Raw genomic sequence first — 21,351 nt, forward strand, 5'->3', positions numbered from 1 at the left:
AAATTGTAATATGTGCAACATTTGTTTCATGGCGCAGTCCCAATCGAAATCCTCGCCGCTCAACGAATTATGCAGTGCGTTGCCGTCGCTTCCGGCGCGGCTGCAGCAGGTCGGGCGCTTCGTGGCCGCCAACGACTACGACGCCACCACGCGTTCGATGCGCGATCTGGCGGCGGAAGCGGGCGCCGATCCCGCTGCCTTCACGCGGCTGGCGAAGGCGCTCGGCTATTCCGGATGGGACGAATTGCGCGCCGCGTTGACCGAGGCGCGCAGGCCGGCGCAAGCCCAGCCGTTCTCGGCCCGCACCGGCGGCAGCCGCAAGGGCCCTCACGCCGAAATCTCGCTCGTGGCCGACAAGCTGGAGGCCGAGGCGGCAGGTCTTCGCCGCATTTCCACCGGCTCGGTGGCGGAAGCGGCCAAGGCCCTGCATGACGCGCGGCGGATCTGGATCGCCGGTTTTCGAAGCTGCCGCAGCGTGGCGGAACTGCTCAATTATCAGCTTCGTCTGTTCCGGCCGGACGAGGTGCAACTGGTCGGCGGCTCCGGTCCAGAGGATCTCGACCTCGGCGCCTTCCAGCGTGGCGATGCGGTCGTGGTCATTGGTTTCGCGCCCTATTCCAGGGCCAGCGTGTTGTCGGCGCGCGCGGCGCACGAATCCGGCGCCACGCTGGTCGCGATTGCGGATGCGATCACCGCGCCGATGGCGGAGGGCGCCGATCATCTATTGCTGTTCGAAGCCGCCGCATCGCCCGGTTTCTTCCCGAGCCTGACCGGCGCCATTGCGATCGCGCAGTCGCTGGCGGCGGCCACCTTCGTGCTCGGCGGTACCAAGGCAAAGCGCCGCCTTGAGGAGACCGAAGGCCGGCTGGCCGCGATGTCGCAATATGTTGCGGAGAAAGGTTGACCGTCATGAGCGCCAGCAAGAGCCGGGTGCTGCATCGAAGCCTGCGTGAAACCCCGCCCAGGGCGATCGGCGGCGAAGGCGTCTGGCTGATTGGCGGGGACGGCCGGCGCGTTCTGGATGCGTCCGGCGGCGCCGCCGTCTCCTGTCTCGGCCACCAGCATCCGCGCGTGATCGAGGCGATGTCGCGGCAGGCCTCACAGCTCGCCTATGCCCACACCAGCTTCTTCTCTTCGGAGCCGGCTGAGGCGCTGGCCGAAAAGCTGGTGGGACACGAGCCCGGCGGGCTCGCTTACGCCTATCTCGTCAGCGGCGGCTCGGAAGCGATCGAAGCCGGCATCAAGCTGGCGCGGCAATTTTTCATCGAGATCGGTCAGCCGCAGCGCCGGCACTTCATTGCGCGCCGCCAGAGCTATCATGGCAATACGCTGGGTGCGCTGGCGGCCGGCGGCAACGCCTGGCGCCGCGAGCCTTATGCCCCGCTATTGTCGCAGGCCTTCAGCCATGTGACGCCGGCCTTCGCCTATCACGAAAAGCGCGACGGCGAGTCCGAGGCGGATTTCGTCAGCCGGCTGGCGGCCGAGCTCGATGCGGAATTCCAGCGCCTCGGCCCGGAAAATGTGGCGGCGTTCATCGCCGAGCCCGTGGTGGGTGCGACCGCCGGCTGCGTGCCGGCGCCAGAGGGATATTTCCGCGCTGTCCGCGAGATCTGCGATAGATACGGCGCGCTCGTCATTCTCGACGAGGTGATGTGCGGCATGGGCCGCACCGGCACGCGTCACGCCTGGGAGCAGGAAGGCATCGCGCCCGACATTCAGGCGATCGCCAAGGGGCTGGGCGGAGGCTATCAGCCGATCGGCGCCATGCTGGCGAGTGGGCGCATCGTCGATGCTATCCGCGACGGTTCGGGCGCGTTTCAGCACGGCCATACCTATCTGGCCCATCCGCTGGCCTGCGCCGCCGCGCTCGAGGTGCAGCGGGTGATCGACGACGAGCAGTTGCTCGACAGGGTAAAGAGTCTGGGCGCTGAGCTCGAGCGACGGCTGATCGAGCGCTTCGGCAATCACCGCCATGTCGGCGACATCAGGGGCCGCGGCCTGTTCCAGGCGATCGAACTCGTCGCCGATCGCGCGACCCGCACGCCGTTCGATCCGGCGCTGAAACTGCACCAGCGCATCAAGGCAATCGCCTTCGAGGGCGGCCTTGGCTGCTATCCCGCAGGTGGGACTGCGGACGGCAGCAGCGGTGATCATGTCCTGCTCGCGCCGCCCTATATCGCGACGTCGGACGATATCGACATGATCGTCGATCGCCTGGGCCAGGCGGTCGACGGCGCCTTGAAAAGTGTAGGTCATTAGCAGGAGGGCAGTATGAAGAGGATTATCATCGCTACAGGCTTGCTCGCCGCGTCGTGCCTGTCGGTCCAGGCGGGGACGCTGGACACGGTTAAGCAGCGCGGCACGCTGGTGTGCGGCGTCAGCACCGGGTTTGCCGGCTTCTCGACGCCGGACTCGCAAGGCAACTACAAGGGGCTCGACGTCGACTATTGCCGCGCACTGGCGGCCAGCGTGCTCGGCGACCCCAAGAAAGTGCGATACGTCGCGCTCACGGCGCAGAACCGCTTCACCGCCCTGCAATCGGGCGAAATCGACGTGCTCTATCGCAACTCGACCCAGACATATCTGCGTGGCGCGACCCTTGGGCTCCGGCAGGGGCCTGTCAATTTCTACGATGGCCAGGGCTTTGTCGTGCGCGCCGATGCTGGCGTGAAGGACCTCAAGGGCCTGAACGGCGCCACCGTCTGCGTCGCGCAGGGCACGACCCACGAAGTCACGCTCGGCGATTACGGCCGCGCCAACGGCATCGAATGGAAGCCGCTGGTGTTCGATCGCACCGACACGATGTACCAGACGTTCTTCGGCGGTCGCTGCGATGCCATGACCCAGGATGCCTCGGCGCTGGCGGGTGCGGTCACCACGGCGGCCTCGAATCCGGCCGACTACACCGTGTTGCCGCAGACGATCAGCAAGGAGCCGCTCGGCCCATTCACCCGCAATGGCGACGAGGCGTGGACCGACATCATCGCCTGGCTGCATTTCGGCCTGATCGAGGCCGAAGAACTCGGCGTTACCGCCGCCAATGCCGACGAGATGGCGAAATCCTCGAGCGTGCCGGGCATCCAGCGGCTGCTCGGCACGTCAGGCGACCTCGGATCGCGGCTTGGCCTCGACAACAAGTGGATGCTGCAGGCGATCAAGGCGGGCGGCAATTACGGCGAAATCTTCGAGCGCAATGTCGGCAAGTCGAGCCCGTTGAAGCTCGATCGTGGCCTGAACGCAACCTGGAGCAAGGGCGGCCTGATGTACGCCCTGCCGTTCAAGTAAGCGTGCATAGCGTTTTCGAGCGAAGTGGGCACCGGTTCGCGTAAAGAAAACGCGCCAAACAAAATGCTATGCGGCGTGCCCGGTTGACACCGGCCGCGCTGCAGCCAGACTGTCCTGCATGCGTATTACCCTTGTCCACGCCCTGAAACACTCGATCGTGCCGATCGAAGCCTCCTTCGCCAGGCTTTGGCCGGAGGCGCGCCTGATGAACCTGCTCGATGACAGCCTGTCGGCCGATCTGGCGCGCGACGGCGGGCTCACAGACGCCATGACCGAGCGTTTTCTTCGGCTTGGACGCTATGCGGCCGGCACCGGGTCGGACGCGATCCTGTTCACCTGCTCGGCGTTCGGCCCCTGCATCGAGGCAGTCGCACGTGCGCACGCCCCGATGCCGGTTCTCAAACCAAACGAGGCGATGATCGAGCAGGCGATCGCGCGGGGTAAGAAGATCGGCCTGCTGTCGACGTTTCCGCCGACGCTGGTCTCGATGCCGCCGGAATTTCCCCCGCGGATCGAACTGGTGCCGAAACTGGCGGAAGGCGCGATGGCCGCGCTCGATCGCGGCGACCGCGCCACCCATGACCGCCTCGTCGTGGAAGCGTCACGGGACTTGCGCGACTGCGACCTGATCGCACTCGCCCAGTACAGCCTGGCGCCGACAGCGGACGAGGTCGCCAGGGCGACGGGGCGGCCGGTCCTCACCACGCCCGACAGCGCGGTGGAGAAGCTGAAGAAGATGCTGGGCGTCGGGGGCGGTTAGGCCTCCTGCTTCTTCGCAGCCTTTTTGACTGGCTTCTTCGCAGCCGCTGCCGCTCCCTCGGCCGCATTCCGGATCGCTCGCGCGTAACTGTCGGCGGTGATTGCCGCCGAGTTCTCCAGCCGCTTGGCCGCGGCCGTGCCGAGTTCCATTGTGCTCCTGGCGATCAGCCGGAACTGGTCCCGCGTCTCCTTGTCCTTGGCCTTGGCGGCGCGGGCCATGATCTGGTCGCGCCGCTTCTTGACGGCGGCCATCAAGCTCTTGTTTTGCGTTTTTGCGATTTGCCGGATGAGAACGTCGAGATCGGCTTCAGCCATTATGGGTCACTCTTAGCGCGCCATGCCGTCCGCACGGTGCGGCGATCATTGGCGCATTACGTTTGAAGGATGCGCGCCATTGTGTCGCCGCGCGGCCGTCATTTCAAGCGCCGATTCTCGCAATCGGACGCGGCGGGCCGTCGGCGCAACCCGATAACAGTCGATTAACGTTGTATTGGTACGAGTCCTCAACCAGCAGGAAGAGAGAGCGGCATGCGTAACCTCACCGTCTATCAGCGTTTTGCGATGATCATTGCGGCGCTGACAATCGTGCTCTTTGCCGTCTCCGCCCTGCAGATCCTGGTGTTGCGCGATGCGGTGCTGGCCGAGCGGCGCACCACCGTCCGCAATCTGGTCGAGGCCGCGACGAAGATTCTCGCCACCTACGAAGGCGAGGCCAAGGCCGGCCGGATCAGTCAGGACCAGGCGCGCCAGGCGGCGTTTGCCTCGATCAGCGCCATGCGCTGGGGCGAGTACTCTGACTATGTCGGCGTCTACGGCACGGGAAGCTCGGATGCCGGCGTCACCTATGTGCACGCCAATCCGAAATACATCAACGTCAACCGCTGGGAGTTCAAGGACAAGAGCGGCAAGCTGTTGATCCAGGACATCGTGCGGACGGCGCGCGCCGGCGGCGGTTTTGTCGAATATCTGGCACCGCGGTCGGCCGGTGGCGCTGAACTCCGCAAGGTCTCCTATGTCGGGGCCTTTGGCTCAGGTGACAAGCTCCTCGCGCTGCAGGCGGGCGCCTATGTCGACGATATCGACGCCGTGGTCTTCAGCCGGATGATGTGGGCCGGAATCGCTGGCCTCGCAGGCCTGACCCTCGCGGCGCTGGTTGCGTTCTGGCTCGGCCGCGGCCTGGTCGTTCCGCTCAACAAGACCTGCGCGGCGATGGATGAACTGGCCAAGGGCAATCTTGGGGCCGAGATTCCGTTCGTCGACCGCACCAATGAAATCGGCCGGATCGCGCGCAGCCTCCAGGTCTTCAAGGATCATCTGGTCGAGACCACACAACTCCGCACCGAGCAGGAAGCGATGAAGTCGCGCTCGGCCGAGGAACGGCAGGCGGTTCTGTCTCGCATCGCCGACGATTTCGAGCGCAGCATCGGTGGTGTGATCCGTGGCACCGCCACCGCCGCCGACGAGCTGCAGAATTCCGCCTCATCGATGTCAACGATCGCGGTGGGGACGACGGGTCAGAGCGCGAAGGTCGCGGCCGCCGCCGAGCAGACGGCGTCGAACGTCCAGACCGTTGCCGCCTCGGCGGAGGAGCTGTCGTCGTCGATCCAGGAGATCGCGCGGCAGGTCACCCAGTCTTCGTCCATTGCCCAGAACGCGGTCGGGCAGGCCAATCGGACCGAGGCCATGGTCGGCCGCCTGGTCGAGGCATCGCAGAAGATAGGCGAGGTGATGGCGCTGATCCAGACCATCGCGGGGCAGACGAATTTGCTGGCGTTGAACGCGACCATCGAGGCCGCCCGGGCCGGCGAGGCCGGCAGGGGCTTTGCCGTGGTGGCCAACGAGGTCAAGGCGCTGTCATCCCAGACCGCCAAGGCTACCGACGAAATCACCAGCCAGATCCAGGAAATTCGCGATGCCACCGGCTCGACCGTCAACGCAATCCGCGAGATCGGCACCACGATCGGGCAAATGAACGAAATCACCGGCTCCATTGCGGCCGCCGTCGAAGAGCAGGGCGCTGCGACCAACGAGATTGCCCGCAGCGTGCAGCAGGCGGCGCAGGGCGCCCAGGAGGTGATGCAAAACATCACGGGCGTGCGCGAAGCCTCAAGCAAGGTCGATGCTGCCGCTACCCTCGTGCTGAACGCCGCCGCGCAACTGACGTCGCAGTCCGAGCAGCTCGAGACCGAAACCGGCAAATTCCTCGGCAACATCCGCGCGGCCTAAGGGCGCGCGCAGCCTTTCCCGTCATGCCCGGCCAGCGGTGGCCGGCAAACTACAGGCCTCAATTCAGCCGCGCGCCGATTCCCGTGAGCACGCGGAAATCCGGCTTGGACTGAACGCCGTTGTGCTGGTTGATGACCGGCACGCCGACGGACACGAAGCCCGAGAAGCGATCGTAGCCGACACGCACGCCAGGCGAGAGATAGACGGTGGTGCCGCCCGAATTGGGATCGGGAATGCCGGCGATGCGCTGCTTGTCGTGCCACTCGCCATTGAGCTCCAGCACGAGGTCGAGCGTGTAGGGGGTCTTTTTCATATCGCTGTGGTCGTGATTGGCGTGATAGAGGCAATGCTCCTGCAACTGGTTGCGCGGCTGCATGCAGTACTCATGCAGCTCCACCTCCTTCGACGAGCCGGTGGCGCCGACCAGGCGGTACGACACGGCGGCGCCGAACAGGAAGCGGTCGCCGAGGTTGGTGTTCTGCGTGCCGTTGGTGATCAGGTAATAGAGGCCGCTCACGTCGAACGCCCAGCGGCCCGCGCGTTTGGTGAAGGCCGCGCCGATCAGGCCGTCCCATGAGCCCGAACCCGGCTGGAATTCGGCCTGGAAGAGTTCGCCGAAGGCGTCGCGCTGGCTGGTGCTGCCGGTCGGCGCCTTGAAGCCGAACAGCACGGCGGCCGATGTCCCGGTCTGTGCGTTGTTGTGGAAGCGATACTGCCCGAGCATGGTGACGTCGCCGAAGCCTGCCGAGTTGCCGCGCCGGTTGATGCTGTCGGAGCCCATCAGGCTGCTCATGTCGCTGGAGCTCATTATGCCCATATGGCCGCCGCTCAGCATGTCCTCGCCGGGTTCGCGAATATCCGAACGGCGGATGCCGGCCGCGCGAACCGCAAGCGTCAGGTCGTTGGTGATGCCGTAGGCGACCGAGAGCGAGACGCTGTCGATCGAGCGGATCGAGTGGGCATGCGTGCCGCGGTTCGCTGCGGCGAGCAGATCGGTGTCGCTGAGCTGGCCGAGACGGATGAACTCGTAGCGGATGGATGCGGCGACCATTCCTTCGGCGAGCGTGTCAGCCGAGATGGTGTTGATGGCGCCGCCGCTGCCGGTGTTGCCGCCGCCGCCGGGATGATGCGCCTCGGCGGGAGTAACGAGAAACAGCATCATGGATGAAAAGATGCCGGCCGCAGGCCGCTTGAAATACGCACACACATACGCCCCCTGTACTTACTGCCTGGCGATTAGCCATCGCAATCGGGCGCCAGATTGACTGGATCGTGCGAGAAGCGCGGCTTGCTGGCGACGGAAGCGAAGCGGAAAAGCGAAAACGTTATCGCGAGCGCGGCATCGGTGTGGCTGCTGCGTGTTGGGCAAATGGCGAAAGCGGCGTAGCCCGCCCGTCGGTTGTGCGTCCGAATTTTTCGCGTCTGGCGTAGCGGTAGCCGTAATCACGTCCGGCGGCAGCCGCAATCACGGCGAGCACCAGCCGTAATCGCGTCTGAATGTTTCTCTACAGGTTTCGCTGTCCAGCGCGCGTATCGGAGTAGGACATTATGACAACCGTCGTCAGAGATATCTTTGTGTTTGTCACCGCGGCCATTTTCATCGCCGCGACTTTGCTGATTGCGAGCGCCGCCGGCGCGCACGAATATAAGGTCGGTGCGATCGACATCGGTCATCCCTGGTCCCGCCCGACGCCGAAGGATGCCAACATCGCGGGCGGCTATCTCACCATTACCAACAAGGGAAAGACGGCGGACCGCCTGATCGGCGGCACGTCGCCGGTGGCAAGCCAGATCGAGGTGCACGAGGTGGTCGATGTCGACGGCATGGCGAAGACGCGCCCGGTCACCAACGGCATCGAGATCAAGCCCGGCAAGACCGTGGAGCTCAAGCCCGGCGCCTACCGCATCCTGCTGATGGGACTCAAGGAGCCATTCCAGGTCGGCCAGAAGGTGAAGGGCACGTTGATGTTCGAGAAGGCCGGGCCTGTCGACATCATCTACAACGTCGAGGAAAACGCCGGAGCCGCCGTCAGTGGCGTCAATGGTGTCTCGCACAAGCACCATTAGCGTGTCCGCGGCCGTGCCCGTGAGGATCGAACGGACGCTCGACAGGCTTCATTAATCGGCATCGCTGTGTCCGTCGCGTCGTGCCGCGCGACATCTGATGGAGGGAGATTCGAGCAAAGCCGTCGCTGCCAGCGACGGCGGACTTTCGAACTCGCTATTCGTTGGGGAATGCTAATCCGTGTCCAGTTCAAGCCAGGCGTCTTCACACCAAGTATCGCTCGCTTCCTCCGGCAAGCCGCAGCCATTGCGGCAGGCACGGTCAGTTACCTTGCAGTCCGTCGCTGCTGTCTTCTCTGTATCGCTTCTCGGAATTGGGTTGGCCTACTGTGCCTGCACGTTGCTGATTCCCGCTGTCGCGCATGAGGGGAGCGCTGTCTCCGTTCTCTCGGCTGACGGTCGTTCGCAGGATGCCATCTGTTCAAGCAGCACGTCTTCGCCGCCGCTGCAGCAAGCTCGCACGGATGATTGATTTCCGGAGGCTATCTCGCGGCTGATCGCTGCGTGCCCGCCGTCAACAGTTCGGAAACCACGCGCACTCTCTCCCGGCCCCGCTAACCAATCGAAAATCGTTCTGCCGCAAGTTCGTCTCCGGGAAAAGGAATGGGGAGATTCGAACATGAACGGCCTGGCCATCATGGAAAACGTTCGCCGGTACCGCACCATCGCGTCGCTGTGCCGCCAAACCGCGGCCTACCGGCCGCGGCATAGCTGTTCCCTGCTGGCGCAAGCCAGCGAGTGGGAACACCGCGCCGTCACCGAGCTTGAGGCTTACTATGAAGCTTTCTGCGATATGGCTGCCGGCAACACGCCAGCCCGCGCTGTGAACTACGCCGTCAACTGATGGCGGGCGCACCGGAAACGGATGCGTCTTGGGTTAACGAAATTTGGGCCGGCGTGGGTGAGATCCGTCTACCTTCGCCGCTCCGGATGGTAACGATCGATCAACCTATCGACCGCGCTTCGCGCATTTGAGGCCCGCTCCCGGGCTGCACCCTAGAACTTCGCCTCGTCGACACCGGCCGCGCGGTCCTTGCCCGGTGAGCCCGACCAGCCGCGCCAATAGCCGATGATCTGCCGCATGACGTCGAGACCGAGGCACCCCGGCACCACCCGGGTCGCGAAAGGGACAGCCAAAAAGCCGATCGCCGATCGAGCAGAACAAAATTTACGAACTGATACACAATTGAAATTGCTTGTGATTTTTTTCACCCCAATGGTCCGACGGCCGCCGGCGCCGACTTCGGCCTCACGCTCGGCCGTAGGAAATTTCACCACGCCTCACGACAGCGTGCGCCTTTCGCTCTGCGATCGTAGTATTGTCGGCGGCAGTCGATGAAGGCTCGAGGCCGAGGATTTCGCGTACGCACTCGATCGCGGCATTCGAGGAGGCGGACTCCAGGCTCAAGCTGATGATCGTGGCTGCGGTCGGACGGCGTGGCAATGGAGGTCAATATGGCTTGGCGTGACGACAAGGCCCGGGCAACTCTCATCCGCGATGCCGCAGGTAACGTTCAGCCGGGCAAGAGCCCCCGGGCCTTTGCCGAGCCGTTGTTCGGCTACACCAATACTGAGGACCTCGCCAATTACGATGCCGCCTCGCTTGCCTTCCTGGCGGAGCAAGCCTGGGAACACGTGCAGCGGCGCACGGCCGGCAGCGCCGATATCCGCATCGTCAATCCGACGATGCCGGACGGGCGCGAGATTTCCGTGCTCGAAATTCTCAACGACAACATGCCCTTCCTGTTCGATTCCACCATGGCGGAACTCACCGAGCAGGGCGTCGAAGTCACCCTCGTCGCTCACCCGATCATCGCCGTGGAGCGCGATGACCAGGGCAAGCTGCTGCGATTCTACGGCGAAACACTTCCCGAGGGAGCAAGGGGCACGCGCGAAAGCCTGATTCATCTCCACATCACCCGCCTGGACGCCGATGCCGATCGCCAGAAGCTGATCGACGGCCTCACCAGGACACTGAACGACGTCCGCGCCTGCGTCACCGACTGGCGCGCCATGCGTGACCGCGTCGAGGAAGCGATCAAGACTTTCTCTTCCAATCCTCCGCCGCTGCCGATCGACGAACTCGCCGAAGCCAATCAGTTCCTGCAATGGCTCTGCGCGGACAATTTCACCTTCCTCGGCGTGCGCGAATATCGCTTCTCGCCCGACAGCGATGCGCCCGACGACATTACAACCGGCGAAGGCCTCGGCATCTTACGCGATCCCGACGTCAAGGTCCTGCGCCGCGGCAGCGAAATGGTGGTGATGACGCCGGAAATTCGCGACTTCATGCGCGAGCCGACCCTGCTGATCGTCATCAAGGCCAATGTCTCCAGCCGCGTCCATCGCCGCATCCGGATGGATTATATAGGCATCAAGCTCTATACGCCCGACGGCCGGCTCGAGGGCGAATTGCGCGTCGTCGGCCTGTTCACCTCAGGCGCCTATACCCGCTCGGTACGACAGATCCCTTATGTCCGCCACAAGGTTTCGGGGGTGCTCCAGCGCGCGGGCTTCGACCCGAGCGGCCATTCCGGCAAAGCGCTCATGCATATTCTCGAAGATTATCCGCGCGACGAACTGTTCCAGATCGACGTCGATACTCTCAACAATTTCGTCATAGAGGTCCTGATCCTCTACGAGCGCCCGCGCGTCCGGGCGCTGGCGCGGGTGGACAAGTTCGATCGCTTCGTCTCGGTCCTCACCTTCATTCCACGCGAGAAATACGACACCGAGGTCCGCACACGCGTCGGCGCCTTTCTGGCACAGACCTACAAGGGGACCTTGTCTGCCTCCTACGTATCATTTCCTGAAGGGGCGCTTGCGCGTGTCCACTACATCATCGGGCGCTATGAAGGCAAAACTCCCGTCGTCGAGCGCGCCACGCTCGAAGCCGGGATCAGTGCCATTGCCGCGACCTGGGCCGACAGGCTGAAGGCTGCGCTCACTGCGTCGACCGATGGCATGCGGGCGCGCATGCTCACCAACCGATACGCCCAGGCCTTTAGCGGCGGCTATACCGAGGTTTTCGGCGCTGAGCAGGCGATCACCGATATCGCGACCGTCGAAAAGCTCACGCCAGCACGACCGGTGACAATTTCGGTTTACCGCTTCGAGGGTGAGAACGATCCCAAGCGCTTCGGCCTGAAGGTGTTCTCGGACGCCGCACCGCTATCGCTGTCCTACCGCGTTCCGGTGATCGAAAATCATGGCCTGCGCGTGGTCAATGAGCGCACCTATCAGATCGTGCCCGGTACCAGGCCGGCGCCGGTCTGGCTGCACGACATGACGATCGAGACCAGCGACAGCCAGCCAATCGAGATCAACCCGGAATTCAGCCATCGCCTGGAAGCCTCAATCATGGCGGTGGTCGCTGATCGTGCCGAATCCGACGGGTACAACGCCCTGATCCTGCGCACGGCCCTGGGCTGGCGGGAAGTCTCGGCGATCCGGGCGCTGTCGCGCTATTTGCACCAGATCCGCGCTCCCTTCACCCAGGACTATATGTGGGAGACCTTGCGCAAGAACGCCGCGATCACGGCCAGCCTCGTCGCGCTGTTCCAGACTCGCCTCGATCCGCGCCTCGCCTCGACGGATGTCGAGCGTTCGGCGCGCGAGACGGCCCTGCTTGCCGAGATCGAGGAGGAGCTCAAATCCGTCGCCTCGCTCGATGAAGACCGCATCCTGCGCCGTTTCACCAATCTGGTGCAGGCAACCATCCGCACCAATCTGTGGCAGATCGGCGAGAATGGACATCCGCGTCCGGTGATCTCCTTCAAGTTCGACGCGCGCCGGATCGACGACCTGCCGGCCCCGCGACCTCTCTACGAGATCTTCGTCTATTCACCTCGTGTCGAAGGTATTCACCTGCGCTTCGGCAAGGTTGCGCGCGGTGGCTTGCGCTGGTCCGACCGGCCGCAGGATTTCCGCACTGAGATACTGGGCCTCGTGAAGGCGCAGCAGGTCAAGAACGCCGTGATCGTGCCGGTCGGCGCCAAGGGCGGCTTCGTGCCCAAGCGCCTACCGCCGCCTTCCAATCGCGAAGCCTGGCTCGCGGAAGGCACCGAAGCCTATCGCATCTTCGTTCGCTCGCTGCTCGAACTCACCGACAATCTTGACGGCGACATCGTCGTGCCGCCCGAGTCCACCGTGCGCCATGACGGCGACGACCCCTACCTCGTCGTCGCCGCCGACAAGGGCACCGCCACCTTCTCCGACGTCGCCAACACGATCTCGGTCGAGAAGAACCATTGGCTCGGCGATGCCTTCGCTTCCGGCGGCAGCCAGGGCTACGACCACAAGAAGATGGGGATCACGGCGCGCGGTGCCTGGGAGGCGGTCAAGCGCCACTTCCGCGAACTCGGCACCGACATTCAGACCATGCCGTTCACCGCGGTCGGCGTGGGCGACATGTCCGGCGACGTTTTCGGCAATGGGATGCTGCTCTCGCCGGTGACAAAGCTTGTGGCGGCTTTCGATCATCGCGACATCTTCATCGATCCCTCGCCTGATCCGGCCGTCAGCTTCGCTGAGCGCAAGCGCCTGTTCGACCTGCCGCGATCGAGCTGGCAGGATTACGACAAGTCGCTGATCTCGGAAGGTGGCGGCGTGTTCTCGCGTCAGCTCAAGGCGATCCCGCTTGCTCCGGAAGTGCGCACCCTGCTCGATCTCGACAAGCCGCAAGCCACGCCTTTCGAGGTGATGACGGCGATCCTGAAGGCGCGCGCGGACCTCTTGTGGTTTGGCGGTATCGGCACCTATGTCCGCTCCGCCGGGGAAAGCGACGATCAGGTCGGCGACCGCGCCAACGATACGATCCGTATCACGGGCGGCGACGTGCGTGCCCGCGTGATCGGCGAAGGCGCTAATCTCGGCGTCACCCAGCGAGGCCGCATTGAAGCGGCGCAGAAGGGCGTCAAGCTCAACACCGACGCCATCGACAATTCGGCCGGCGTGAATACGTCCGACGTCGAGGTCAATATCAAGGTCGCGCTGGCGCGCCTCGAGCGCGAGGGACGCCTCAGCCCCACTGAGCGCAACAGCCTGCTTGCCGCGATGACCGACGAGGTCGGCACGCTGGTGCTGCGTAATAATTATCTGCAGACGCTGGCGCTCTCGCTTGCCGAGCGCAAGGGCGTGGCCGAGACCGGCTTCCTCACCCGCCTGATGCAGTCGCTCGAGCAGCGCGACTTGCTCAGCCGCGCGGTGGAGTTCCTGCCCGACGATGCAGCACTCACCGAGCGCACACGGCGCGGCCAGTCCCTGACGCGGCCCGAGCTTGCCGTGGTGCTCGCCTACGCCAAATTGACCCTCTACGATGACCTGCTCGTCACCAGCGTGCCCGATGATCCCTATCTTGCCCGCGAACTGTCCCAGTATTTTCCGCGCGAGGTTCAGGACAAATTCCCGACAGCGGTCGAATTCCATCGCCTGCGGCGGGAAATCATCGCAACTTGCCTCGCCAATGCGGTGATCAACCGTGGCGGCCCGGCCAGCGTGGTGCGCCTGATCGACGAGACGGATGCCGATATCCCGACCATCGTCATGGCCTATGTGGCGGTCGACGAATGCTACGGACTGAAGTGGCTCAATGACGCGATCGACGCACTCGATACCTGTATTGACGGGCAGGTGCAGCTGTCGCTTTACGCTTCTGTGCAGGACCTCCTGCTCTCCCGCATGGTCTGGTTCGTACGCAATGTCGATTTCAAGGACGGGCTGGAGGCCGTCGTTGCGCGCTTCGGCCCGGCTATTCGCCAGATCGTTGCCGGGCTCGACACCACCCTGCCGCCGGACTTGCGGGCCGCACGTGCCAAGCGTCGGCAGGACCTGACCGATGCCGGTGTCCCGACCGGCCTCGCCGGCGAGCTTGCCGATCTCGACGCCTTGGTCTCGGCGCCCGATATCGTGACGGTTGCGGAGCGCACCACGCGCGCCATCGGCGATGCGGCGGCGACCTTCTTCGCTGCTGAGGCCAACTTTCGTCTCGACCGCATTATCGCCGCCGCGCGCAGCGTGCCGGCAAACGATTATTTCGAACGTATGGCCATCGATCGCGCCGTCGAGCAGATCGCTGGCGCCGAAAGGAGATTGGCCGCGGATATGCTGGCGACCGAACAGTCCGGCCAGCAGGCCGTCGAGGCCTGGATCGAGGCTCACCCCGAATCGACGCGCATCCGCCGCTCGGTCGAGGAGATTGGTGCCAGCGGCCTGACGCTCGCCAAGCTGACGGTCGCGGCGAACCTGCTGGGGGATTTGGTCAAAGCCTGAGGGCGTGCGAGGCAGCGATGTGAAGCTCTGGAGTGCAATGGCAGCGGCAGCTTGCCGGCGAACGGAGGAATCCAATGATCCACGCGACTTGCCATACCGCGGATAATGTCCGCTGCATCGAGTTCGATGCCACACCCTGGTTCAGCGAGGCTGACGCTCCAAGCATTATCGATTTGGCCCGACGAGGATGGGCCAGCACGGCGATTGCAGATTCGCTCGAGCGCCGACGAGGCTACGAACCCTTGCATGACCTCGTGGAGTATGCGGCAAAGCGACTGAAACCGGAATCCCTGGAGGACCCGACCTGGGAAACCTTCGAGTGCGTCGTCGACGGACCCGAGGCCGTGGCCTGGCTCGAGAAAAACCGCCCCGAAATTGTGGCAAGGATCGCGTAAGCCAGGGTTCGCGCTCAACTGGCTCATGCCCCTACGGCGCTACTCGCAGGCTGGCTCGGTGCGATCGTGTTAGCGCTGGCGCTGCTCGCGTGGGCGATCTCTACCATGACCCGGGCCGGCTCGAACGTGCCCACCAACCTGCCAACCACGACTATCGTGGATACCGATCCCTACCGCTTCACGCGCAATCCCATCTATCTCGGCATGGTGCTGGGGCTCATCGGCCTGGCCGGCTCTGTGCAGAACGTGGCATTGGTTCAGCTGGGCATAGTCGCACACGAAGACAACCGGCAGTGGAAAGCCAAACTTGACCACAAGGCAATTACCGTCACGGAACTATGCGATCTGTGTCTCAACCTCTATTGTTTCTTCGTGCGGGGTCGCCACCCCTTCAGGTTGCTGCAGTTCGGCCTCAACGTCGGACCAAGGCGTTGCGGATTCCTGCAGCCCCGATAGGTGCGGCCTGATTCACTCGTAAAGGGCCCCGCACCCGAGGAGAAGAAAATTGAACCATCCCGCACTGCCTCGCTTCCCCGCTCGCCTGCTCAGTCTGACCGCGCTCGCATTCATGGTGGCCTCAGGCCCGGCGCACGCGCATGTGAAATGGTTTGCGCCCTATATCGTCGGCGCGCCGCCACAGCCGATCGGGGCCACTCTCACCAATCTCTGGTTCTGGACCGGCATTGCGCTGGTGCTGGTGTTTTTCCTCGTCACACGAGCGATCGAGGAGTCGAGTGCGGGTGAAACGATCCTGCGCGGCATGGACCGGATCACCGAAACGCTCTGGAAGCGCCTCGATGAGTTCGTGCGCGTGGTCATCGCCGCCTTCTTCGTGGCGATCTTCGCGGTCGGTGGCGTCTACCTGACGCCCGATCTGAAGACACCCGCCGAATGGGTGTCTTGGGCGCAGCTCCTGATCGCCGGGCTGATCTTCTCTCGCAAGACGCAGCCGCTTGCGGCTCTCGGCATCATCGGCCTGTGGCTACTGGCGCTGCGCGACTACGATGTCTTCCATCTGCTTGATTATCTCGCGCTCGGCGTCGGCGTCGCCGCCTATCTGGTGCTGGAGGCGTCGTCCAATCCGGAATGGCGCAAGCATCGCTTCGAGGTGCTGCGCTGGGGCGTGGCCATCGCGCTGATGTGGTCGAGCCTCGAAAAATTCGCCTATCCAGACTGGTTCTACCCGCTCGTGGAGGAAAAGCCCTTCCTGACCTTCGGCATGCCGCGCGACGTCTTCATTCCAATGGCCGGCGTCGCCGAGTTCACGATGGGATTCGGCCTGATCTGGACGCCGCTGGTCCGCCGGCTGTCGGCCATTGCGCTCTTCGTCATCTTCAACGCAGCCGTCTATCCGTTCGGCCGCACCGACCTGATCGGCCACGCGCTCATCATGGCGATCATCGTCGCCATCGCCGCCGATCACACCCGGGAGGTGCATTTCCTGCCCGCCGTCAAGCGCAGGCTGGCCGGCGTCCCGGCAGGACTTGCGACAGCGCTCGTCATCTTCGTAACCGGGTATTGGGGACTGCACATCGCGATTTACGGCATCGAAGGAAACACGGCGACGGCGTCCGGCGAGCGGCTGACGCACACGCCGAACCCCGAGCATCCGCACGGCATGCACGGCGCCACCGCGACCGCGGCAGCAGCGGCGACGGCCGAGGAGGCCTATCGGGCCGCAATGGACCGTATGCACGGCCCCATGATGCAGGGCATCGCCAATGTCGATCCCGACCAGGCCTTTGTGCTCGGCATGATCCCGCACCATCAAGGCGCGGTCGATATGGCCGAGATCGTCCTGAAATTCGGCAAGGATGCCCGCAACCAGCACCTTGCTCGCGAGATCATCAACGCCCAGAAGCGAGAGATCGGTGAGATGCGCGAATGGCTCAAGCAGAAGAACATCCCGCAACCGTGAGGGAACGGCGATGAGCGCGAAGCGACCGTCATTGATGACTCGGGCCATCTTCACCAGCTTGTTCTTCCTTGGACTGTGCAGCGCCACCGCGCAGCCGGTGGCGCAGACCTCCGGCGTCGACTGGAATGAATGCTTGAAGGCTCCGACCCGGGCCTGCGTGCTGCGCGAGGCCGCCGAGGTCGCCCGCACCATCGGCGACCCGCGCTTGGCCGCCAACGCGCTCGGCCGGATCGCCGAGGTACAGTTCAAGGCTGGCCTGTCCGCCGAAGCCGCGGCCACGATCGACCAGGCCTTACAAGTCGCGACGTCAATCGCTGACGATGGCTACCCTCGCGACAACGCAATCGAGACGATTGCGAAGGTTCTGGCGAAGGCCGGCAAGCCCACCGATGCGCTCGATATCGTCGGATCAATCAAAAACCGATACATACAAGCCGAGGTGCTCGGGGCCGTCGCGGTCGCGGAGGGGAAAGCCGGCCGGCTTGACGAGGCGCTGCGACGCGTGCGGGCGATCGAGAACTTGCGCGATCGTGCCCTCATCATGCGTCGGGTGGCCTGGGACCTGGGCGCCAGCGCGGTCGCACGAGGAGAAGACGACAAGATCGCGGCCGCGCTGGCAGACGTGCAAGCCATCGAACAGCAGTATGATCTGTGGCCCTTGGCCATGACGGGCATTCATCACCCTTCGGAATTTGTCCCAGCGCTCGCCATCATCGCGCAAGCGCAGGCCCGCGCGGGGAAGATCGAGGATGCCATGCGGGTGTCGAGGCGGGTCACGCGCTCAAGCGAGCGCGCGCAGGCGTTGGCTACGATTGCCACCGAGTTGGTCCGGGCTGGCGCGGTCGCGTTGGCACTGAAGGTGGCGCGCTCGGTCGACAACCGATGGGAGCGTGGCGTTGTGCTCGAGCGCGTCCTTGAGCCTAGGCCGATGCCCGAGCGCGTCGCCGATGAGGCGACCACCTCCGGCTCGCCCATGAAAGCCGAGACGCCCGATGAGGTGCGGGATGTCGTCGCCGCCTTCACGGATCGCGAACAGCGCGCCACGGTGCTGGGCATCGTCGCGGTGGCGTCGGCGAATGCCGGCCGGTTGGCGCAAGCCATCGAGTTCGCCGAGCCAATCGACCGGGGTAAGCCACGTGCCTTCGCTTGGTATGCCATTGCCAAGGCGCAGGCGAAGGCCGGCCTCACCGTCCAATCGATCGCCTCCTTCGAACGGGCCGCTCAGGCCGCGCTGTCATTCGAACCGCACGATCAGTTGTTGTCGAGCATTGCGACCTCACAGGCGGAGGCCAGTAAGATCGATGAAGCCGTCCGCGTCACCCAACTGATCGGCGGCACCGTGGCGACTGCGGGATCTCTCTCTCAGATCATGGTCGACGGCAAGCTTGTCGACACTGACCATGACCGTCGCAGTGCGCTGCTCGCGATCGCTAAGGCGCAGGCGAAAGCCGGTAGGAATGCAGAGGCCTTGCAGGGCGCTCAAGCGTTTAAGTTGGGGCCAGATATCATTCCCCCCGGGGCTCGGGGTAGTCGCCGAGGGGCTCGCGGAGGTCGGACGGATCGACGAGGCCATCGACGCCGCCGCGGCCGAGGCGAACACCTTTCGTCGCTCCGAGGTGCTCGCGTCAATTGCCAAGGCCCGGGCTGCCGCCGGGAGGTTCGACGAGGCGAAACGGGTGACGCAGCACATCACCTGGGGACCCGACCAGGTCGAAGCCTTGGCGTCGATCGGTGCCGCCCAGGTGAAGGCGGGCCTCATGGCCGATGCTGCGGCTAGCTTCGCCGAGGCTATGCGGATCGCGCACGCACTGACGTACAAGAATCTGGCAACCGAGGCGCTGGTGAAGATCGCAGCCCGATTGCCGGGCTGACCTCACAAAATCCAACACCGCCGCGGGCGATCGCGACTGCTGGAAAAATCCACTGGCGCGTGCTTAAGTCAGTTTCCGCGCGCGAGCAGGAGCCGCAGCGCGAACGTCCCCATCAGTCCGGCGAACAGCCAGTCGAAGATCCGCATCGCGCGCGGCGAGCGCCGCATCGCGTCGGTGAAGCGGTTGGCCATCATGATCATCGCCGCGCAGATCGGGATCGAGAACGCGATGGAGTAAAGGCCGAGGAACATGAGCTTGCTGCCGGCATGCGGATCGCTCACCGACACGAATTGCGGCAGGAAGGTCAGGAAGAACATCACGACTTTCGGATTGAGCAGGTTGATGCCGACGCCCATCAGGAACACTTGAGATATCGGCGCCTTGCGGCCATCGCCTTTCTTCAAGGTTAGCGCCGAGCCGTGCCGGATCGCCTGGATGCCGAGCCACACGAGGTAGACGGCGCCGGCGATCTTGATGACGGTGAAAGCGGTCGCGGACGCCACCAGCAAAGCCGACAGACCGAACGCCGCCAGCATCGAATGCACCACGACCCCGAGGCACGCGCCCAGCATGGCGGCCATGCCGCGCGCCCGGCCGGCGGCGAGCGTTTGCCCAAGGAAGAACGTCATGTCCGGTCCCGGAGTGAGAATCAGCAGCAGGCAGGCCGCGGTGAAGGCGGCCAGGATTTCGGGGGCGGGCAGGAAGGTCATGGCGCAGCGTGCTCTGGCATATGGTGACTGGACGATGAAATTCATGTGTCCGTTTACGACGGCGGATGCGTCGGAACAGTCTTCTCGAAGCAATCTTTCCTCGAGACCTCTTCAACCCAACTCGAAAGAAGCGGTCGTGTCGCACGCCAGTCGGCGGCGTCCCCGTATCGAAAGTCGATATAACCTATACCCGATACCAGAGCGAGATGCGCGATATTCAGGTGTGATGAATCGAGGGTACGAGGGTTCGCTTCAAACCAGCTTAGCGCGCTAAATATCTTGTCCCATTGATCGTCGATCCAGACCTGCCACCTCTTCTCTTCAGGTCTGATCGAAGTCTCATAACGTATGGAAATGGCAGCTTCGCATATGCCCTGCGCCAGCGCATGCTGCGTCAATACCTCCCACCGTTTGTCCGGATCGCGCGGGAACAGACGAGCGCCTTTCGCGAGATGATCAAGAAACTCGCAGATTACGGTGGAATCGAAAATCGTGCGGCGCTCGTTCACGACTAGCGCAGGTACTTTCCTCAGGGGATTGTGAGATTGTGCGAAGTCGATATTTGGCCGACCGGGAACGACTTGGACGTAAACAAGATCGATTGATTCTTCCAAGCCGAGCTCGATTGCAGCCGCACGAGCCTTCCGCGCAAACGGAGATTGAGGAGCGTACATCAGCTTCATGAGACCTTCCTCTCTTGCCTGTTCCAGCCCGCCAGCCAGTTCCCGGCCCTGGACCGGTCGTGGTGCCTTTCTCGGCAATGTTGCCATCTGCGGCCGCTATCTCACCCACAGAAGGTATCAGTATGGACGGTTTGACAATCCGACCTGGGCGGCTCTCGGAGAGGCTATTGGAGCATTGGAGTCGGGGGCGCTGCCCAATTGCGCGTCTTGGCCGGCTTGCCGGGGGACATGGCCGACAGCATGTGATCTACTATCGGGCAACCGATTTGCCGCGCATGAACGAGCACAACGCTTCCCACATAAGTAACCCATCGGACTTGTCGCCATCCTCGAATTGCCGCGGAATGAGATTCCATGCCGCCAGCCCGAGATGGGCGAGTGCAATGGCCCAAAACATCCTGTCAGCCCAATGTGGCTCGCCTGACAGGCAGAACGCGAGGCTCGAAATTCCGATGATGAGGTTGACGACTATTCCCCCGACGGCGAGGACCGCCGTTGTCAGCGGGCCGCCGTAATATTCGTCATGCTCGACATAGCCGCTGAATGGGACGGCGTGGACGGAGAACGTGATCGCGCCCATTCGCCATCCGAACAGTCGTCGACCCTCCCCGATGACAACACCCACAACGGGGACACCGACAATTCGACCAAAAACAAGGTGGCCAAGCTCATGCAGCACGACGGCAGAAAACACAGCCAGCACCATCCGCATCGTCAGAGTTGATACGAGGCCCTTGGCGACCGATTCCCAGTTCATGAATGTTTCTCAAAAGCTGCCTCCGGGCGACTGGACGCCTCCCGCGGCGACAGAAAATAGCCGGCTGGGATGTTTGTCGCGGGCAAGTGATCGTCGGGTTCGAACCGAGCAAGCATTAAAAGGGGCTTTGGAGGGCTCGATGATGGCTCGGCCCCAGCCCCTTGGCGCGCCACGGCTGATGAAGATGGGCACTATAGCTTCGCGATTCCCCTATGATGCCGCAGCCCGCGATGCGCTCCAATTGGCAAGTCTGCGATGCTCTGCCATTTAGCACTACGCTACGTAGATCCCCCGATATTGCGGGGTAGTCAGCTTACCCTTAATAGCGGTAATCTCGATCAGCCTCCTAGATAGACGCGAGGGGTCAAATTGCGAAAGTTACGCAGCTAAACCTCACTTTTGCGTCCGCGATG

At 63.7% G+C, this 21,351-nt stretch carries 18 protein-coding genes; 12 read left to right on the forward strand and 6 right to left on the reverse strand.

Annotated features, from left to right (window positions below; translation table 11 throughout):
* Nucleotides 1-28 precede the first annotated feature (28 nt).
* The 4 genes from CQ14_RS37370 to CQ14_RS37385 all read left to right on the forward strand — a co-directional run bounded on the left by CQ14_RS37370 (nt 29) and on the right by CQ14_RS37385 (nt 4,045).
* Entirely contained in the window at nt 29-904 is an 876-nt protein-coding gene (locus CQ14_RS37370) for a MurR/RpiR family transcriptional regulator (RefSeq protein WP_057862737.1), read from the forward strand.
* Between the two features lie 5 nt (nt 905-909).
* The gene (locus tag CQ14_RS37375; RefSeq protein ID WP_057862738.1) at nt 910-2,259 is read left to right on the forward strand and encodes an aspartate aminotransferase family protein; all 1,350 of its coding nucleotides are present in this window, start codon (nt 910-912) and stop codon (nt 2,257-2,259) included.
* A gap of 12 nt (nt 2,260-2,271) precedes the next feature.
* Nucleotides 2,272-3,285 (forward strand): amino acid ABC transporter substrate-binding protein, encoded by a 1,014-nt coding sequence (locus tag CQ14_RS37380; RefSeq protein WP_057862739.1) that lies wholly within the window; start codon nt 2,272-2,274, stop codon nt 3,283-3,285.
* 118 nt (nt 3,286-3,403) lie between these two features.
* Nucleotides 3,404-4,045 carry an aspartate/glutamate racemase family protein gene (locus CQ14_RS37385; protein ID WP_057862740.1) on the forward strand — a complete coding sequence of 214 codons (642 nt, stop codon included), beginning with the start codon at nt 3,404-3,406 and terminating at the stop codon, nt 4,043-4,045.
* On the opposite strand, the gene CQ14_RS37390 is transcribed toward CQ14_RS37385, so the two are convergent.
* Entirely contained in the window at nt 4,042-4,359 is a 318-nt protein-coding gene (locus CQ14_RS37390) for a hypothetical protein (protein ID WP_057862741.1), read from the reverse strand. The genes CQ14_RS37385 and CQ14_RS37390 overlap by 4 nt on opposite strands.
* A 213-nt stretch (nt 4,360-4,572) precedes the next feature.
* Here CQ14_RS37390 and CQ14_RS37395 point away from each other — a divergent pair, with 213 nt between their 5' ends.
* Complete coding sequence (locus CQ14_RS37395) at nt 4,573-6,270, forward strand: methyl-accepting chemotaxis protein (protein WP_057862742.1); 1,698 nt, start codon at nt 4,573-4,575, stop codon at nt 6,268-6,270.
* A 58-nt stretch (nt 6,271-6,328) separates the two neighbouring features.
* Here CQ14_RS37395 and CQ14_RS37400 read toward each other — a convergent pair whose 3' ends face one another.
* Nucleotides 6,329-7,477: a transporter gene (locus CQ14_RS37400; protein ID WP_156435822.1), complete on the reverse strand. Its 1,149-nt coding sequence runs from the start codon at nt 7,475-7,477 to the stop codon at nt 6,329-6,331.
* 341 nt (nt 7,478-7,818) lie between these two features.
* Here CQ14_RS37400 and CQ14_RS37405 point away from each other — a divergent pair, with 341 nt between their 5' ends.
* The gene (locus tag CQ14_RS37405; protein WP_057862744.1) at nt 7,819-8,337 is read left to right on the forward strand and encodes a copper chaperone PCu(A)C; all 519 of its coding nucleotides are present in this window, start codon (nt 7,819-7,821) and stop codon (nt 8,335-8,337) included.
* A gap of 616 nt (nt 8,338-8,953) precedes the next feature.
* Entirely contained in the window at nt 8,954-9,178 is a 225-nt protein-coding gene (locus CQ14_RS37410) for a hypothetical protein (protein WP_082650207.1), read from the forward strand.
* Nucleotides 9,179-9,330: 152 nt separating this feature from the next.
* Here CQ14_RS37410 and CQ14_RS44235 read toward each other — a convergent pair whose 3' ends face one another.
* The gene (locus tag CQ14_RS44235) at nt 9,331-9,471 is read right to left on the reverse strand and encodes a hotdog family protein (protein ID WP_430650248.1); all 141 of its coding nucleotides are present in this window, start codon (nt 9,469-9,471) and stop codon (nt 9,331-9,333) included.
* 306 nt (nt 9,472-9,777) lie between these two features.
* Between CQ14_RS44235 and CQ14_RS37415 the strand changes: the two genes are divergently transcribed.
* The 5 genes from CQ14_RS37415 (at nt 9,778) to CQ14_RS37435 (ending at nt 18,694) form a co-directional block, all read left to right on the forward strand.
* Nucleotides 9,778-14,604, forward strand: a complete 4,827-nt coding sequence (locus CQ14_RS37415; RefSeq protein WP_057862745.1) for an NAD-glutamate dehydrogenase — start codon at nt 9,778-9,780, stop codon at nt 14,602-14,604.
* 74 nt (nt 14,605-14,678) lie between these two features.
* On the forward strand, nt 14,679-14,999 hold the full coding sequence (locus tag CQ14_RS37420; RefSeq protein WP_057862746.1) for a hypothetical protein: 321 nt from the start codon (nt 14,679-14,681) through the stop codon (nt 14,997-14,999).
* Nucleotides 15,000-15,065: 66 nt separating this feature from the next.
* Nucleotides 15,066-15,455, forward strand: a complete 390-nt coding sequence (locus tag CQ14_RS37425; protein ID WP_283807318.1) for a methyltransferase family protein — start codon at nt 15,066-15,068, stop codon at nt 15,453-15,455.
* Between the two features lie 49 nt (nt 15,456-15,504).
* Nucleotides 15,505-16,917 (forward strand): CopM family metallochaperone, encoded by a 1,413-nt coding sequence (copM, locus tag CQ14_RS37430; RefSeq protein ID WP_245320822.1) that lies wholly within the window; start codon nt 15,505-15,507, stop codon nt 16,915-16,917.
* A 10-nt stretch (nt 16,918-16,927) separates the two neighbouring features.
* Complete coding sequence (locus CQ14_RS37435; protein ID WP_057862748.1) at nt 16,928-18,694, forward strand: hypothetical protein; 1,767 nt, start codon at nt 16,928-16,930, stop codon at nt 18,692-18,694.
* A gap of 162 nt (nt 18,695-18,856) precedes the next feature.
* On the opposite strand, the gene CQ14_RS37440 is transcribed toward CQ14_RS37435, so the two are convergent.
* The 3 genes from CQ14_RS37440 to CQ14_RS37450 form a co-directional block, all read right to left on the reverse strand.
* On the reverse strand, nt 18,857-19,498 hold the full coding sequence (locus CQ14_RS37440; protein WP_057862749.1) for a LysE family translocator: 642 nt from the start codon (nt 19,496-19,498) through the stop codon (nt 18,857-18,859).
* Between the two features lie 53 nt (nt 19,499-19,551).
* On the reverse strand, nt 19,552-20,181 hold the full coding sequence (locus tag CQ14_RS37445) for a glutathione S-transferase family protein (RefSeq protein ID WP_057862750.1): 630 nt from the start codon (nt 20,179-20,181) through the stop codon (nt 19,552-19,554).
* A gap of 250 nt (nt 20,182-20,431) precedes the next feature.
* A complete protein-coding gene (locus tag CQ14_RS37450) occupies nt 20,432-20,938 on the reverse strand; it encodes a site-2 protease family protein (protein ID WP_057862751.1) in 507 nt (168 codons plus the stop codon).
* Between the last annotated feature and the right edge of the window lie 413 nt (nt 20,939-21,351).

It is taken from the genome of Bradyrhizobium lablabi (assembly GCF_001440475.1).
In the GTDB taxonomy this organism is placed as follows: domain Bacteria; phylum Pseudomonadota; class Alphaproteobacteria; order Rhizobiales; family Xanthobacteraceae; genus Bradyrhizobium; species Bradyrhizobium lablabi.